Genomic DNA, 16,092 nt, shown 5'->3' with positions numbered 1-16,092 from the left:
GCCATCCAATAACCCAAGGCAATGAGGCCCAAAATCACACCCAGTGTTCCGAAATCTGTTCTTGGCTTCGGATACTCCCAGACCTGCGTCGCTGCTCCCAGCAACACCGCCGCGAACGCAGCCCTTCCGCACTGGCAACAGTTTTCGGCATGCGCGCAATTTAGCCTTGAGTGGGGTCACGTTGCTCTAAGGCGGGCCAAGGAACGCGGGGCAGGGCCTTAGAACAAGCAAAGGCGGCCAGTTTTGGACGCTGACCGCCCTTATTTACAGCACCACCCAACCAAAAATGGTGGACGTGCCATGCCTTGCTAAACTCGACGGCTCAAAGCCGTGGAACGTCTCTTGGGCCTTTGGGCACTGGGCATTTCACCGCTGGCCACTTGCCACTGGTTCATCTGGCTGTCCGCGAGTTGCGGATGTTCTCTGTCACAGAACGCCACAGAACAAACACTGAACCTGATGCGGCAACCTGTCAAACGGAAATGAACGATACGGAAAGAAAGAAACTGGCGGAAGGGGTGGGATTTGAACCCACGGTACGGTTCCCCGCACGCTAGTTTTCAAGACTAGTGCCTTAAACCACTCGGCCACCCTTCCAGTCCATGTGCCGCAAGTTCAATGATCCTGCGGCACTTTTGCGGCACTTTCTCGCTTCTGTGCGGAAAAGACCAATGTTTCCAAGGTCTTTCCCATTTCCGGCAACGGTTTTCAAGACCGTTGCCTTAAACCACTCGGCCACTCTTCCGGCGGAGCGTTCTATGCGTGATTGCTTTGTTCATTTCAAGCCCTTTTGCAATTATGACGAAACTTGCCGCTTTTTTGCCGTTTTTGCGACGAGCGCACATAAAAAGTGATGCGGAGCGAAGAAGCTACCGCCAGTAGGCCTGGGCATGCCCGATAATGCTTTGCTGCCGCCATATCTTGTTAAGCTGGTATCAATCTATCCATGGCATTTATAGGGGCGGTGCAGTTCCAATGATGGGCGTCGGGGTTGCACTGGTCTTCTGATCTGTTATCGATACATCTAATGTCAAATTCTGGGGACGGCCACGCGTGGCCGGTGGTTTGCATTGTCAAAAGCCAACGCTTTTCGAGTTGTGGGGGTGGTTGCCATGGGTGCCGTGGTGGCATCCTGCGGCTCAGCCAACGTGAAAGTCGCCAAACGCACCCACGGCAAGGAATATTTCGCTGAATCCAAATACGGCGTGAAGGCAAGTCCGCGCGTTGTCAGCGATCTTCGCAACATTCCGCGGGGCGGCGGACGCAACCAGGTCGGCCGGCCTTATCAGGTGGCCGGAAAATGGTATTATCCCAAGGAAGAGCCGGGTTATGTCCGCAAGGGCAGGGCATCCTGGTATGGCTCCGCCTTCCATGGCCGCTTGACCGCCAATGGCGAGATCTACGATACGGCCCGCCTGACCGCCGCACACCCAACAATGCCTTTGCCGAGCTATGCGCGCATCACCAACCTAGCCAATGGCAGTTCGGTGATTGTCCGCGTCAATGATCGCGGGCCCTATCACAGCAACCGTCTGATCGATCTTTCGCAAAAAGCTGCGACAATGCTCGACTATCAGCACACCGGCACGGCCGATGTGAAGGTCGAATATGTGGGCAGGGCGCCTCTGGAAGGCAGCGACGACCGGTTCCTCATGGCATCCTATCGCGGTCCCAGCGCACCTGATCCGTGGGGCCAGCCGGCTTCAGGCGTCATGATCGCCATGAACGGGACGACGCCGACACAGCGCGCGCCGGTTGCGATTCCCGGCATGACGCAGCCGCAGCCCGTCGGGGTCCAGGTAGCGAGTCTTGGCAACCAGCCAGTTTCGTTGAACGACCAGGCGGCTCGTCTCGCCGTTCCGCAACAGGTGCAGCCGGCGGCCGTACCGATGGAAAGCCTCGGACTGTCATTCAATCTGGATATCGTTCCGGTTCTGCCGCTCATCGGACCTTATGTCGACGAAAAGCCGACGATCCTCATCGGCTCGCTCAAGCCTGCCAAGGCGCGTCCGTCGCCGTTCATCAGTTCCTATGCGAGCGAGCGTGTCGCGAATGCCAGCAGCACGCTAGAGGCTGCAAACGACATCCTGTCGCCAGAAGCTGTTTCCACGTCGTGGAAAGACATGAACAAGCTGCCGGATGGCGTCCGGCCCACGGCCGAATATGTCGATGTCGGCCTCTTTGCCGACAAGGCGGAAGCCGCGCGCGTGAAGAAGGCGATTTCGGCACTGGGTAGGGTCGAGCTTTCCGAGGTTGCGAGCCCTGACGGGCCGCGCATCGGCCTGATTGCCCGGGCAAGTTCGGATAAGAACACTGACGACCTGCTCCAGGCCGCGTGGAATGCCGGGGCAGGCGATGCGTTTGTCGTTCGCGATGACGGCAACTGAGCTTCGCCGCCGAATTCACTCCGTGACCACGCCATTCCGTATCGTCGTCCTTGGCGTGGCGACGATACTCGTATCTGCCGCGGTCGCTGACGCGCAGGATGCGCTGTTTGACACCAAGGCCAAGCAGGCATTGATGGTTGAGGACAAGACCGGCACGATCCTCTATGCGAAATCGCCTGACACGCTGATCGAGCCGGCAGCGCTCGCCAAGCTGATGACCATGGAGGTCGTCTTTCACCAGCTCAAGACTGGCAAGCTCACACCAGAGACGCAGTATACGGTCAGCGAAAACGCCTGGCGGACCGGTGGCGCGCCATCGGGCGGCTCCACGATGTTCGCCAAGCTGAAATCCTCGATCAGCGTCGCCGATCTTATCCAGGGCGTTATCGTGCAGTCTGCCAATGATGGCTGCATCATCCTGGCGGAAGGCATCGCCGGGTCCGAGCCGAAATTCGCCGAGATGATGAACGCGCGGGCAAAGGAAATCGGCCTCAAGAACGCAACCTTCGTCAATTCGACCGGACTGCCCGACCCGCAGCAGCGGATTTCGCTGACCGACCTCGTTGCCTTGGCGCGCCACATCAAGACGGAATATCCGGACTATTACCGCACCTATGCGCAGGACAATTTCACCTGGAACAACATCTTCCAGCGCAACCGCAATCCGCTCTTGCGGCTTGATATCGGCGCGGATGGCATGGGTACGGGTTACACAGAACAATCCGGCTATGGCATTGTCGGAGCAACGGAACGGAATGGCAGGCGCTACGTCGCGGCCCTGAGCGGCCTTGCCAGCGACAAGGAGCGTGCTGAAGAGGCCAAGCGGATATTCGAGTGGGCCTACCAGGCGTTCGAGGAGATGGACATCTTTGCCGAAGGCGAGACGATTGGCGAGGCGAGTGTTTTCGGCGGGGTGAAATCCGGCGTTGCGCTCAAGGCGCATGAAAAGGTCAGCCTGCTTGTCCCCGTGGCCAACCGCGATCGCCTGAAGGCGCACGTGGTCTATCAGGGACCACTGGTGGCGCCGCTGAAGGTGGACCAGGAGGTTGGAACGCTGCGGATCTGGATCGGCGATGCGCTGGCGCAGGAGACGCCCGTCTATACGGCGGAGGCAATCGAGAGCGGGGGCCTGAAGAAGCGCTCGTTCGACGCCGTCTTCGAACTGGCGACAGGCTGGGCCCGCCAACTCAAATTCTAAGTCCTTGCTGCCTCGACCTTTTCATTTTCGAGCGTTAGAACCATCTCAAAGGCATAGTGACTCTGCATTGAAAGACGGCTGACGCGTGCAAGGATTATTCATCACGTTCGAAGGCGGCGAGGGCGCCGGCAAATCCACGCAAATTGCGCGGCTTGCCGAGCATCTGCGCGCGCAGGGCGACGATGTGCTGGTGACGCGCGAACCGGGCGGATCGCCAGGCGCCGAAGCAGTCCGACACGTCATCCTGAGTGGTGCCGCCGAGCCCTTCGGCCCGGCGATGGAAGCCCTGCTGTTTGCCGCGGCGCGCAACGACCATGTCGAGCAGGTAATGCGTCCTGCCCTCCGTTCCGGGCAAATGGTGCTGTGTGATCGCTATATCGATTCAAGCCGGGTCTACCAGGGCGTGACCGGCAATCTTGATCCCGACCTGATGCGCGCCATCGAGCGTGCCGCGATCAACGGGCTCATGCCTGACTTGACGATAATCCTCGACCTGGCCGCGGAGGTCGGATTGCAACGCGCCAATGCGCGGCGAGGGGCGGGAGCCGCCGACCGCTTCGAGAAAGAAACCATCGATATGCACCACAAGCGGCGCGACGCCTATCTCGCCATTGCCAAAGCGGAACCGGAACGTTGCCAAGTCGTCGCGGCCGACCGGCCCGCTGGCGAGATCGCCCGGGAAATCGCCGCTGTGGTCGACCACCTGAAACTGCAGCGCAGTGTGAAGACGAAGCAGCCAGAGGTAGCGAAATGACCGATGCCGTACTCGACGTACCGGCGACCCATGACGCCATAGATGGCATTCCTGCGCCTTCAGCCAATCCGGCATTGTTTGGCCATGCGGGAGTAAAGTCATTCCTCGCGCAAGCCTACCAGTCGGGCCATATGCACCACGCATTGCTCCTGGAGGGGCCGCAGGGCGTCGGCAAAGCGACGCTGGCATTTCACCTCGCCGGACACATGCTGAAATACCCTGCAGAGCGCGAAGCTCCTCTGGCGCTCGCACAGCCGAATTATGGTGTTACACCCTATCGGCAGATCGCCACCGGCACGCATCTTGCCATGCTGCATATCACCCGGCCTGTCGACGCCAAGACCGGGAAATTCAAGACGGGTATCACGGTCGACGAAATACGGCGCGTGACGCACTTTCTCAATCGTACCTCGCATGATGGTTCCTGGCGCATTGTCATCGTTGACCCGGCAGATGACATGAATCGTAATGCTGCCAATGCCTTGCTCAAGACTCTTGAAGAACCACCACAACGCACGCTGTTCATTTTGATCTCGCATTCTTCGGGACGATTGCTGCCGACCATCCGCTCCCGGTGTCAGTCAATCCGGTTCGAGCCGCTGGGGCCGCAAGATCTGCTTGCAGCGCTAAAGGCCATAAACCTTGACGCCGGGGATACAAGTTCGCTGATTACCCATGCGGAGGGCAGTGTTCGCAAGGCGGCATTGCTATTGGCGTTCGGCGGACTTGAAATCTCCGAAACGGTCGACGGCATCCTCGGCAAACCGGTCTTTGACGTTCCGCAGGCGCATGCGCTTGCGACGGCCCTGTCGGGACGTGACGCAGAAATCCAGTATGAGCTGTTCCTTGAGGACCTGTTGGCGCGCATTGCGGGACAGGCACGGCTCGCTGCAGAGCAGGGCGACGTCGCCAGAGCCAGCCGTTGGTCCAGTCTGTGGAACGATATGCAGAACGAGGCGCGGGAAGCTGCGGCCTTCAATCTCGATCGCAAGCAGACTGTCCTGATCTTTCTCGAGCGAATGCAACGCGCTCTATCCGGCGGATAGAGCCTTCCGGTATGGCAATCAGGCTGGACATGGGTTATGTCAGCCAGACGTTTTCTCCCAAAGATACAAAGACGAAATCAGGTCACGCATGAGCCGCGAAACATTTTACATCACAACTGCCATTTCCTACCCGAACGGAAGCCCGCACATCGGCCATGCCTATGAGCTGATAGCGACCGATGCGATTGCGCGTTTCAACCGTCACGACGGCAAGGACGTTCTTTTCCTGAGCGGTACGGACGAACATGGCATCAAGATGTTGCAGACAGCGCGCAAGGAAGGCATTGCGCCGCGTGAGCTCGCAGATCGAAATGCCAAGCTTTTCCGCGACATGGGGCATCTTCTGAATGCATCATATGATGATTTCATCCGCACGACCGAAGAGCGGCATTACAAGGCATCGCAGGCCATCTGGCTGAGAATGGTTGAGGCCGGTGATATCTATAAGGGCGGCTATGCCGGCTGGTATTCCGTGCGTGACGAGGCCTATTACCAGGAAGAAGAGACGGAGCTGCGCGCCGACAATGTGCGCTACGGTCCGCAAGGCACACCGGTCGAATGGCTGGAGGAGGAAAGCTATTTCTTCCGCCTGTCGGCCTATCAGGACCGCCTGCTGAAGCTCTATGCGGATAACCCCGGTTTCATCGGTCCCGACGAGCGGCGCAACGAGGTCATTTCCTTCGTCAAATCCGGCCTGAAAGACCTGTCCGTCTCGCGCACCACCTTCGACTGGGGCATCCCGGTTCCCGGCGACGAAAAGCATGTCATGTATGTGTGGGTCGACGCCTTGACCAACTACATCACAGCGGCTGGCTATCCGGATGAAAAGGCAGAGCGCTGGCGCTATTGGCCGGCTGACGTACACATCATCGGCAAGGACATTATCCGCTTCCACGCGGTCTATTGGCCCGCCTTCCTGCTATCGGCGGGCATCGAACTGCCGAAGCGCGTCTACGGCCATGGCTTCGTGTTCAACCGCGGCGAGAAGATGTCGAAATCGGTTGGCAACGTTATCGACCCAGTTTCGCTGGTCGAACATTACGGCCTCGATCAGCTGCGCTATTTCCTGCTGCGTGAAATCCCCTTCGGCCAGGATGGCAATTACAGCCACGAGGCCATTGTCAACCGGACGAATGCCGACCTTGCCAACGACCTCGGCAACCTGGCGCAGCGTTCATTGTCGATGATCGCGAAGAATTGCGACGCCAAGGTTCCACAGCCCGGCGCTTTCACCGATGCGGACAAGGCGATCCTCGACCAGGCAACAGCGGCGCTGGAGACAGCACGCAAGGCCGTCGGCACGCAGGCGCTACATCTGGCGCTGGCTTCCATATTCGGCGTCGTGGCCGAGGCCAACCGCTATTTCGCTTCGCAGGAGCCCTGGGCACTGAAAAAGACCGATCCGGCACGCATGGATACCGTTCTCTATGTGACGGCAGAAGTCATCCGGCGTATCGGCATTCTCTGCCAACCATTCATTCCAGGCTCGGCGGCGAAACTGCTCGATATCCTTGCCGTACCGGCCGATAGGCGCAATTTTGTGGACCTAGCAGGTGGGAGTGAACTTAGGGCAGGCGCCGATCTGCCGGCACCGCAGCCGGTTTTCCCGCGCTACGTCGAAGCAGACAAAGAAGCCTGATTTACCATGCTTGTCGCCCCTCTGCTCGTTGATACGCATTGCCATCTGGATTTTGCAGACTTTGCCGAGGAACGGGATGCCATCATTCAGCGGGCGCTCGATCACGGCATTGCACGGCAGGTGACCATCTGTACACGTGTCAAGCGCTTCGCCGATATCATCAGGCTCGCCGAGCAGTATGACAGCGTCTACGCGTCGGTGGGAACGCATCCCAACAACGCGCATGAAGAGCTTGATGTCACAGCTGAAGACCTGATCCGGCTTGCTCAGCATCCCAAGGTCGTGGCGATCGGCGAGGCAGGTCTTGATTATCACTACGACTACGCGCCGCCTGCGGCCCAGCAGCAGGGATTCCGTACACATATTGCGGCGTCGCGGGCAACGGGCCTGCCGCTGGTGATTCACGCGCGCAGCGCCGACGAAGACATGATCTCAATACTGCAGGAAGAAACGGGGAAGGGGGCCTTCCCTTTCATCCTGCACTGCTTTTCCTCGGGAGACGAGCTTGCACGCGTGGGCGTTGAACTTGGAGGCTATGTCTCGTTCTCCGGTATTCTGACCTTCAAGAACTCGCCCGAAATACGGGAAATCGCCCGCAACGTGCCACGGGACCGACTTCTGGTTGAAACCGATGCCCCATATCTTGCACCGGTACCGCATCGCGGCAAGCGCAACGAACCAAGTTTCGTCCGTCACACTGCAGCAGTCCTGGCCGAGACGATCGGTGTCAGCGTGGAGGAAATAGCCACACTGACCACCGACAACGTGTTCCGCCTCTTCACCAAAATGCCAAGACCAGGCACTGGAACCGGAAATGCCTGATCGCCTGCGCTTTACGATCCTTGGCTGCGGCTCGTCTCCAGGCGTGCCGCGCATCAATGGTGACTGGGGCAAGTGCGATCCAAGCAATCCTAAAAATCGCAGACGACGCGCATCCATGCTCGTGGAGCGCATTGCGGAACAGGGTGGCGTCACCACCGTTATCATCGACACCGGGCCAGACTTTCGCTCGCAGATGATCGATTTCGGGTCGGGCAGGCTCGATGCGGTCATCTATACGCATGCCCATGCGGACCACATTCATGGATTGGATGATCTGCGGACGTTTGTCATCGACCGTCGCGATCTGGTGAACATCTATGCGGACGCGGTGACGCAGAAGCGCCTCTACGAAGGTTTCCGCTATTGTTTCGAAACGCCTGAAGGCTCGAGCTATCCGCCGATCCTGCGACCGCACGAGATCGTTCATCACCAAGCCTTCGATATTGATGGACCTGGCGGCGCGATACGCTTTTTGCCGCTGCCGCAGGTGCATGGCGACATCCTGTCCCTGGGGTTCAGGATCGCCGACGTAGCCTATTGTTCCGATGTGAGCGCGTTTCCGGATACCACGGCCGCGCAATTGTTCGAGCTCGACACACTTGTCATCGATGCTCTGCAATACCGACCACATCCAAGTCATTTTTCTCTTGAAGAATCAATGTGTTGGGTAGCAAAATTAAAGCCTCGTCGAGCCATCTTGACCCATATGCATGTTCCTCTGGATTATGGAACTGTGCTGCGCGAGACGCCTGACAATGTTGAACCAGCCTTTGATGGAATGTCATTCGAGGTCGAAGTATGAGCAAGAGTGTCGAACGTGTTCGCCAAGCGGCCCATGCTGCGGGACTTAACATCGAAATTCGCCAGATGGCCGATTCAACGCATACGGCCGAGGACGCGGCGATCCAGTGCGGCGTGACCGTAGCGCAGATCGTCAAATCTCTGATTTTTCAAGGCGCTGATACAAACAAGCTCTATCTGTTTCTGGTTTCCGGTCCACGGAAGCTCGATCTGGAGAAAGCTGCAAAGCTGACGGGCGAGAAACTGCATCGCGCCGATCCAAAGCATGTGCGTATGGAAACCGGATTTGCCATAGGCGGCGTTTCACCATTGGGACATATCATCGACATCGATGCTTATGCGGATGAGAGCCTGATGCAATTCGATGTTGTCTGGGCGGCGGCAGGCGGCACCAACTTTGTTTTCCCAAGCGAACCAAAGGTTTTGGCGCAAGCTGCAAAGGCGCAGATTGCGGATATTACCAGCTGATCCGATCATTCTGGCATAGCGTTCAGTTCCATAATCTATCTTATGCGATCTTTGTTTGTAGCCGGGTGGGTTCAAGGATGACGTGCGACTCACATGCAAGGAATTGCCGATGGAACGCACCTACTCGCAGATTGACTTGGATGAACGCCGACGCGCCTCCGCAGCGGGCAATTGCAATGACCGTGCTGTTCGTCGTAATTATTCCGACCGCTTGATTTTAAAGGAGACGCAGCATGGACCGATTCACCGGCGGTTGCCTGTGCGGCAACGTCCGAATTGTGGCGTCTGGACTCCCATACCGGGTCGGTCTTTGTCACTGTCTCGACTGCCGCAAGCATCATGGGGCCATTTTTCACGCTTCCGCGGTGTTCCCTCAGGATGCGGTGACGATCGAAGGTGAAACTCGCGACTACGCCGGGCGGTTTTTCTGTCCCCGCTGCGGCTCCTCCATTTTTGCACGCAGCGCAGACGAAATCGAAGTGGGCCTGGGATCCTTGGATGCCCCTGGCCAACTGATGCCAACCTACGAAAGCTGGATCGTCCGTCGCGAGCCTTGGTTGCCGCCGTTTCCGCTCAAGAGGCGGTACGACCGCGATCGCGACGCCATCGGTCGCTTTGAGGATTAGGTCGCACGACGGTGCGAAGGCGTCTCGGCTGCGGGCTCTTCGCCTTCCACTCGTCAAACCAGTCAGATTGTCCGTGATCCGGTCTTCTCTGTAATCCGGGTCAAGCAGCAGCCTGCCAAGCAACTCGCCCGTTGCGCCGGCACGTCACTCCGGGAGACCGGCCTTGCGGTAGCCATCAACGAAATGCGCAAGCGTTGCAGCGTCGCGGAACGGCTCCGTCGCGGCCCAGTGGCGGGTTGTGAAATGCGGGTTGCCGACAAGAAACAGTTCGGCCTCTGCGCGCGCCTCGTCGAGCCGGCCGAGTTGGGCAAGGCTTGCCGCCAGGAAACGGCGGGAGCTTGTCCGGTAAGTCTCGTCCCTGCGCAGTGTCTCGACAGCGGCTTCGTATTCGCCGGCAGCATATTGCGCCTGGCCGAGCGTGAGATAGTACCAACTTGCCGGAAACGGGTTCAGCCGGAACGCCTTGCGAATGTGCTCAAGGCCCTCCTCGACCCGCCCGGCCAGGACCGCGATGTCGGACAATGTCGCCCAGGTGTCGGCCTCGTTCGGGTCGAGCTCGATCGCCTTGGCGAATTCCGCATCCGCCTCAGCGAAGCTGCGCTCATAGGCAAGCAGGTAAGCCAGGACCCAATGGCAGCCGGCATCATTGGGATCGATCGCTACGGCTTTGCGCGCCAGTTCCAAAGCAATCCTACGGGAAGATTCGGTTGGTCCGCCGGAATGTACCCATCCCATCCAGTGGTTCATGGCCAGCCAGCGATAGGCCTCGGCATAGTCCGGATCGAGCGAAATCGCGCGCGTGAGCATCAGGTGCGCTTCCTGTGCCGTCTGCGGCGTATCATCCATCAGCTTGCGCGCCCGCACGCAGAGATCGTAAGCCTCGAGATTTTTGGGCCGATTGCGCGGCGGCGGCGCGCGCAGCCGGCCGAGTAACGCCTCCACGATCTTGCCGGTGACCTCGTCCTGAACGGCAAAGATATCTTCCAGGCTGCGATCAAAACGTTCCGCCCACAAGTGATCGCCACTCACCGCGTCGACCAGTTGGGCGTTGATGCGCACGCGCCCCGCGGCGCGTCTTGCGCTCCCCTCCAGCAGGTAGCGAACGCCAAGGTCTTCAGCGATCCCGCGCACGTCCGTCGCCTTTCCTTTGTAGGCAAAGGCCGAGTTGCGTGCGATGACGAACAGGCCGGAGATCCTGGACAGATCGGTGATCAGGTCTTCGGTCAATCCATCCGCGAAGGATTCCTGCTCGGGATCGTTGCTGACATTCACGAAGGGCAGCACGGCTATCGATGGTTTGCTGGGCAGCGGCAAAAGTTTTCGCTTCACGCCAGCGAGATGTTCGATGGCCCCAGTGAAGCGGTAGCCGACGCGCGGAACCGTGGCGATCCACTCACCGCCGTCGGTTGCCGGACCGAGCAGCTTCCTGAGTTGCGCGATCTGGACGGTGAGGTTGCCTTCCTCGACGGCCCTGCCCGGCCACGCGGCGTCCATCAACTCGGCCTTGCTGAGGATTTCGCCGGGCCGTCCGACGAGCCCCGCAAGCAGCTTTACCCCTCGGTAGCCAACGGCAACGGGCACATCGTTCCGAAGGAGCGTTCCAGCACCCGGATCAAGCACGAACGGACCAAAGGCAATACGCGATCCCTGCATACGGCGCATCTATAGCCCGTTTGGAAGTTTTTGAGAACTTTTTGGAAGAGCTTAAGTACGACGCTCTTCGTATCCTGCAGAATTCAGCCTCTTACAGGTCGAGGGCCCCTAGACTCTCAAACCAAATGGAGGTTGCCATGAACGATAATCCCACAGTGGGGCCAGCGGAAGTGTCGCGTCGGCACTACAGCCTGGTGACCCTGCGAAGCATTTTCACGACCTGGGACGAGCGGAAACACTTTCGCTGGGAACTTGAGCAAATGTCGAAGGACAATCCCCATTTGATCGACGATATCGGTCTGACCAGATGGCAGGTCGAGACAGAGATCGCCAAGCCCTTCTGGCAAGTGTAAGGCGAATGCGGCAATGACACCGGATCGCCAGTTTCCGCGTGCCGCAGTGGTTCGTCTGCCCCTGCACAGCACGACATCACCGCGAGAGGGTCGGATCCCGTGGGCCGCGATGGCGGGCATCATGGCGACCGTCACGGTGTTCGCTGTGGCACAGGGGCTGACCTATCCGCTGCTCAGCTTCATCCTGGAGCGGCGGGGGACGACGCCCGGCCTGATCGGCTTGTCGGCGGCGATGACGCCGCTGGGTTTCATTGTATCCGCGCCCTTCATTCCGGCGCTTGCGCGGCGCGTGGGCGCGGCGCGGCTTGCGATCCTGTGTTCGATCCTGGCCGCCCTCACCCTGATCGCGATTGCCTGGACGCAGGAAGTTTGGGCCTGGATGCCGCTACGCTTCCTGCTCGGCTTCTTCGCCAATCCGCTTTACGTAATCAGCGAAACCTGGCTGATCTCGATCACGCCCGCGCCACGCCGGGGCCGTATCATGGGCCTCTATTCATCGGTCGTTTCGGGTGGCTTCGCCATCGGCCCGCTGTCGCTCGGCATGGTCGGCACGCAGGGTTGGCCACCCTTCATGATCGGCATCGTGGCCTTCCTTCTCTGCGGCCTGATCGTGCTTGCGGTCGTGCCGCGCCTGCCGAAGATGCCGCACGAAGGCGAGGCAACATCGGTCGGCGGCTTCTTCGCACTGGCCCCGCTTCTATTGTTCGCGGTTTTCACTGCTGCCGCCTTCGAGCAGACGCTGCTTTCCTTGTTTGCGGTCTATGGCGCCGCGCTCGGCAGCGCCGAGGAGCGAATCGCTGCCGTCCTCACCGGTTTCATCGCAGGCAATGCTGTGCTGCAGATTTTGCTCGGGCGGGTGGCCGAACAGTTTGGCTCGACGCGGACCATGTTATTCTGTGCCCTGGCTTCGCTGGCGGGCTGCCTGCTGCTGCCGTCGATCTTCAACTCGTGGCTCATCTGGCCGCTCGTTTTCGTCTGGGGCGGCGTCTCGTTCGGGTTATACACCATGGCGCTGATCCAACTCGGCGAGCGTTTCACCGGTCAAGCCTTGATCGCCGGTAACGCGGCCTTCGCGTTCGTATGGGGCATCGGCGGCATCGTGGGCTCCCCCGCGACAGGACTGGCGATGCAACTGATCGGACATCAGGGACTGCCATCGACCCTTGGCCTGCTGTGCTGTGTACTGGCGGTGTTTCTGATGGCGGAAAGACGGCGGATCTGATCGAGGCACTTGCCTGCTGGTCATCACGTAGAACTTCAGTCTATCGGATGTTGTGGAAAATCGCAGCTTGCACTCATGGATACATGTTCGCGAGCGACGAGCTGGCCTATTCTACGCTCATGAAACCATCACGCGACATTGCGCGCCTTCTCGATATCATGGCTGCCTTGCGCACGCCGGTAACCGGTTGCCTATGGGATCTCGAACAGGATTTCAAATCCATCGCACCCTACACGCTCGAGGAAGCGTTCGAAGTCATCGATGCCATCGAGCGCAATGATATCGACGATCTGCGTGAGGAACTGGGCGATCTGCTGCTGCAGGTTGTCTTCCACGCTCGCATGGCCGAAGAGCTCAAGGCATTCGATTTTGGCGATGTGGTTCAGGCCATCACCCATAAGATGATCCGCCGTCATCCGCACGTTTTCGGCGAAGAAGCTGCCCGTGGCGCCGGTATGGCCAAAGGCATGTGGGACAAGATCAAGGCCGAGGAAAAAGCCGAACGCCGCGAACGCCGTGCCGCGCTCAACCTCGGGCTGGCCGAAGCCGGTGGTTTTCTCGACGATATTCCCCATGGCTTCCCAGCGCTGATGCGGGCTTTAAAACTGCAGCAGAAAGCGGCAAAAGTCGGCTTCGACTGGTCAGAAGCTGCGCCAATCCTCGACAAGATCGAGGAGGAAATCGGCGAATTGAAGGAAGCAATCGCCAGCGGCGATCGACAGGATACCGAAGAAGAATATGGCGACCTGCTCTTTGCGCTCGTCAATCTCGGCCGCCATTTGAAGTTGGAGCCGGAAAGCGCCCTCCGCGGCACGAACGAGAAATTCCGCAAACGTTTTCATTACATCGAACGCAAACTGGCCGAACAGCAACAGTCTCTCGACGCGGCCACGCTCGAAGAAATGGAAGCACTGTGGCAACAAGCCAAGACGGCGAAGTAATGCGCGCTTCTCATGCATCATTGTTAGGCATTATTGAAATGCCGAACAAACATTGGGCATTCGCTACACCCCATCACAACTGTTGCTTGGTTATTTTGGCTAGTTGGCGTGAATTTAACGCGCCCAGTTGGCCCGTCTTGGCTTGAATTAGTTAATCGGTCGATCAAAGCAAAATTCCGGCTCAGTATTGTTCACTTGGCACGCTACTTGCTCGGAAAGCGTGTGGTTCGATTAAACCACGAAACGCTACGACGAATATTTCAGCAAATTTGCTCTGGAGTCATAGATGAAAGAAGTTTTTGAAACGGGCCGTCAGTCGGCTCGCGATATACCGATCAGCCCTCCCCGATGCGACGGACGCTTTTGAAGGCCTGCGCCTATTGCCCACGGCGCCGCTTCTGGCGATGCTGGGCGGGTGCGATGGCGACAATGGCGGCAGCGGCCCTTCGGGTGACATATTCACGCCACCGGTTGAACCGGCGGTGAAGCCGCGCGGATACGAAGGATATCCCGAATATCCATGATAAAATGAATGCCGGCCTTGTGAGTGTCTGGCAGCTGGACATGGTACAGCCTGCCGATGCTGTCGTCGTCGCGAGCAATTTGGTGCCGACGACAAAGGTGGCTGACAAGACCATCCAGTTCATCAAATAAGCGGTCCGCGCAACGGGGGCACTGGCTGCCCTCGTTGCGCGGACTGTGAAATGAGCGCCTGTTGTGGAAATGGACGCGCTGTGGCAGGATACCAGGACGAAGTACCGCGCCTTACCTGTTGTTCCTGCTCAGCAACTTCTCATCAAGCATTGTTTGCGAGTTGGCTGTCATATCCATCGTCAAGGCGATCGAACCGTCATCGAGATCCTTGCGCTTCACATTGCTGGAGTGCTGATAAATCCAGTCCATGAGCCGCATCTGGTTGTGCTGCAACGTGACCTTGACCTTGGTGAGCTTGCCGGCGATGCGATCCTCGATTTCCTTGAGCAGGGCGTCCACCCCCTCACCCGTAATCGCCGAGACCGGGATCGGATGCTCATTACCAATCGCCGCGGCGCTCAAGCGCTGCGCTGCCTCGCGGCCGGCATCATCGAGCAGATCGATCTTGTTCCAGACCTCGATGATGCGCTTCGTATCGCCGCGCTCGATGCCGAGGCTCGTCATGATCGCGTGCACATCTTCCGCCTGTGCTGCGGTATCCGGATCGGAAATATCGCGCACATGCAGGATAAGATCGGCCTCGACCACTTCTTCCAGTGTCGCGCGGAACGCGGCGACAAGATGGGTCGGCAGGTTGGAAATGAAACCAACCGTGTCCGAGAGAATGATCGTTTCGCCATGTGCAAGCTTGATGCGCCGCAGCGTCGGGTCCAGCGTGGCGAAGAGCATGTCTTCCGCAACGACCCCTGCTCCGGTCAGGCGATTGAACAGCGTGGATTTGCCGGCGTTGGTATAGCCGACCAGGGCAACAACCGGATGCGGCACCTTCTTGCGTTTGGCTCGATGCAGCGTACGCGTGCGAACGACCGTCTCAAGCTCCCGCTTGATGCGCAGAATCTTTTCCTGCAGGGCGCGTCTGTCGGCCTCGATCTGCGTTTCACCCGGACCACCGAGGAAGCCGCCACCACCGCGCTGACGCTCCAAGTGGGTCCAGCTGCGGACCAGGCGGCCCTTCTGATAGGTCAGATGCGCCAGTTCGACCTGCAGCGCACCCTCTTTCGTCTGGGCGCGGCGGCCGAAGATTTCAAGAATAAGCCCGGTCCGGTCAAGAACCTTGGCGTTCCATTCCTTTTCGAGATTACGCTGCTGGACCGGCGTCAAGGAGTGGTCGACAATCACGAGTTCCGCATGTGATGCTTCGATGATCTCGGTGATGGTTTCTACCTTGCCGGTGCCAAGCAAGGTGGCCGGCCGCGGTGCGGAAACCTGCACAATATCCGAATGGACGATGTCGAGGTCGACGGCTCGCGCTAGCCCCTCCGCTTCTTCGAGCCGGGCATCGTCGCTACGCTGGAATTCATGCTGGTACTTTGAACGATTGTTCTCGTCGGTCTTGCCGCCGTCAGCAAAGCGCTGAGGCAAGACCGGCACAATCACAACTGCGCGCGTGGCTTCCCTGGCGGTACTGCCGGTCTCAGCAGTTCCGCCATTGTTTTGTGCGTTACGCGTCGATTCTCTGGTCAAATGT

General features: G+C 58.9%; 15 protein-coding genes, 2 tRNA genes and 1 pseudogene. 14 read left to right on the top strand and 4 right to left on the bottom strand.

Features of this window, described 5'->3' with window-relative positions:
* Positions 1 to 507: 507 nt before the first annotated feature.
* Positions 508 to 597: transfer RNA gene (locus CU102_RS08375), tRNA-Ser, on the bottom strand.
* A gap of 62 nt (positions 598 to 659) precedes the next feature.
* Positions 660 to 745 (bottom strand) — tRNA-Ser (locus tag CU102_RS29740).
* Positions 746 to 1,112: 367 nt separating this feature from the next.
* Between CU102_RS29740 and CU102_RS30790 the strand changes: the two genes are divergently transcribed.
* The 9 genes and pseudogenes from CU102_RS30790 to CU102_RS08330 all read left to right on the top strand — a co-directional run bounded on the left by CU102_RS30790 (position 1,113) and on the right by CU102_RS08330 (position 9,741).
* Positions 1,113 to 2,387: a septal ring lytic transglycosylase RlpA family protein gene (locus CU102_RS30790; RefSeq protein WP_106710652.1), complete on the top strand. Its 1,275-nt coding sequence runs from the start codon at positions 1,113 to 1,115 to the stop codon at positions 2,385 to 2,387.
* Positions 2,374 to 3,585, top strand: a complete 1,212-nt coding sequence (locus CU102_RS08365; protein WP_106710790.1) for a D-alanyl-D-alanine carboxypeptidase family protein — start codon at positions 2,374 to 2,376, stop codon at positions 3,583 to 3,585. Before CU102_RS30790 ends, CU102_RS08365 begins: the two co-directional genes overlap by 14 nt.
* An 85-nt stretch (positions 3,586 to 3,670) precedes the next feature.
* Positions 3,671 to 4,339: a dTMP kinase gene (tmk, locus tag CU102_RS08360; RefSeq protein ID WP_106710651.1), complete on the top strand. Its 669-nt coding sequence runs from the start codon at positions 3,671 to 3,673 to the stop codon at positions 4,337 to 4,339.
* The gene (locus tag CU102_RS08355; RefSeq protein ID WP_106710650.1) at positions 4,336 to 5,385 is read left to right on the top strand and encodes a DNA polymerase III subunit delta'; all 1,050 of its coding nucleotides are present in this window, start codon (positions 4,336 to 4,338) and stop codon (positions 5,383 to 5,385) included. The genes tmk and CU102_RS08355 overlap by 4 nt, the downstream gene beginning before the upstream one ends.
* A gap of 73 nt (positions 5,386 to 5,458) precedes the next feature.
* Positions 5,459 to 7,024 (top strand): annotated as a pseudogene (metG, locus tag CU102_RS08350) (methionine--tRNA ligase); the annotation flags it as partial.
* A gap of 21 nt (positions 7,025 to 7,045) precedes the next feature.
* The gene (locus tag CU102_RS08345; protein ID WP_106710789.1) at positions 7,046 to 7,846 is read left to right on the top strand and encodes a TatD family hydrolase; all 801 of its coding nucleotides are present in this window, start codon (positions 7,046 to 7,048) and stop codon (positions 7,844 to 7,846) included.
* On the top strand, positions 7,839 to 8,648 hold the full coding sequence (locus CU102_RS08340) for an MBL fold metallo-hydrolase (protein ID WP_106710648.1): 810 nt from the start codon (positions 7,839 to 7,841) through the stop codon (positions 8,646 to 8,648). The genes CU102_RS08345 and CU102_RS08340 overlap by 8 nt, the downstream gene beginning before the upstream one ends.
* A complete protein-coding gene (locus CU102_RS08335) occupies positions 8,645 to 9,115 on the top strand; it encodes a YbaK/EbsC family protein (RefSeq protein WP_106710647.1) in 471 nt (156 codons plus the stop codon). Before CU102_RS08340 ends, CU102_RS08335 begins: the two co-directional genes overlap by 4 nt.
* A 233-nt stretch (positions 9,116 to 9,348) precedes the next feature.
* Positions 9,349 to 9,741 (top strand): GFA family protein, encoded by a 393-nt coding sequence (locus tag CU102_RS08330; RefSeq protein ID WP_106710646.1) that lies wholly within the window; start codon positions 9,349 to 9,351, stop codon positions 9,739 to 9,741.
* A 144-nt stretch (positions 9,742 to 9,885) separates the two neighbouring features.
* Here the strand turns inward: CU102_RS08330 and CU102_RS08325 are convergent, their stop codons facing one another.
* Entirely contained in the window at positions 9,886 to 11,394 is a 1,509-nt protein-coding gene (locus CU102_RS08325; RefSeq protein WP_106710788.1) for a winged helix-turn-helix domain-containing tetratricopeptide repeat protein, read from the bottom strand.
* Positions 11,395 to 11,531: 137 nt separating this feature from the next.
* Between CU102_RS08325 and CU102_RS08320 the strand changes: the two genes are divergently transcribed.
* From CU102_RS08320 to CU102_RS30785, 5 genes are all read left to right on the top strand, one after another.
* On the top strand, positions 11,532 to 11,747 hold the full coding sequence (locus tag CU102_RS08320) for a DUF1127 domain-containing protein (RefSeq protein ID WP_106710787.1): 216 nt from the start codon (positions 11,532 to 11,534) through the stop codon (positions 11,745 to 11,747).
* Positions 11,748 to 11,802: 55 nt separating this feature from the next.
* Positions 11,803 to 12,969: an MFS transporter gene (locus CU102_RS08315; RefSeq protein WP_166648346.1), complete on the top strand. Its 1,167-nt coding sequence runs from the start codon at positions 11,803 to 11,805 to the stop codon at positions 12,967 to 12,969.
* A 119-nt stretch (positions 12,970 to 13,088) separates the two neighbouring features.
* On the top strand, positions 13,089 to 13,910 hold the full coding sequence (gene mazG, locus CU102_RS08310; protein ID WP_106710786.1) for a nucleoside triphosphate pyrophosphohydrolase: 822 nt from the start codon (positions 13,089 to 13,091) through the stop codon (positions 13,908 to 13,910).
* Positions 13,911 to 14,209: 299 nt separating this feature from the next.
* On the top strand, positions 14,210 to 14,434 hold the full coding sequence (locus CU102_RS08305) for a hypothetical protein (protein WP_106710644.1): 225 nt from the start codon (positions 14,210 to 14,212) through the stop codon (positions 14,432 to 14,434).
* 4 nt (positions 14,435 to 14,438) lie between these two features.
* Positions 14,439 to 14,564, top strand: a complete 126-nt coding sequence (locus tag CU102_RS30785) for a hypothetical protein (protein ID WP_280951888.1) — start codon at positions 14,439 to 14,441, stop codon at positions 14,562 to 14,564.
* A gap of 111 nt (positions 14,565 to 14,675) precedes the next feature.
* On the opposite strand, the gene hflX is transcribed toward CU102_RS30785, so the two are convergent.
* The gene (gene hflX, locus CU102_RS08300; RefSeq protein ID WP_106710643.1) at positions 14,676 to 16,088 is read right to left on the bottom strand and encodes a GTPase HflX; all 1,413 of its coding nucleotides are present in this window, start codon (positions 16,086 to 16,088) and stop codon (positions 14,676 to 14,678) included.
* Between the last annotated feature and the right edge of the window lie 4 nt (positions 16,089 to 16,092).

Source organism: Phyllobacterium brassicacearum (assembly GCF_003010955.1).
Taxonomy (GTDB): Bacteria; Pseudomonadota; Alphaproteobacteria; order Rhizobiales; family Rhizobiaceae; genus Phyllobacterium; species Phyllobacterium brassicacearum.
The sequence above is the reverse complement of the archived record's forward strand: the minus strand, read 5'-3'. Positions and strand labels throughout refer to the sequence as shown.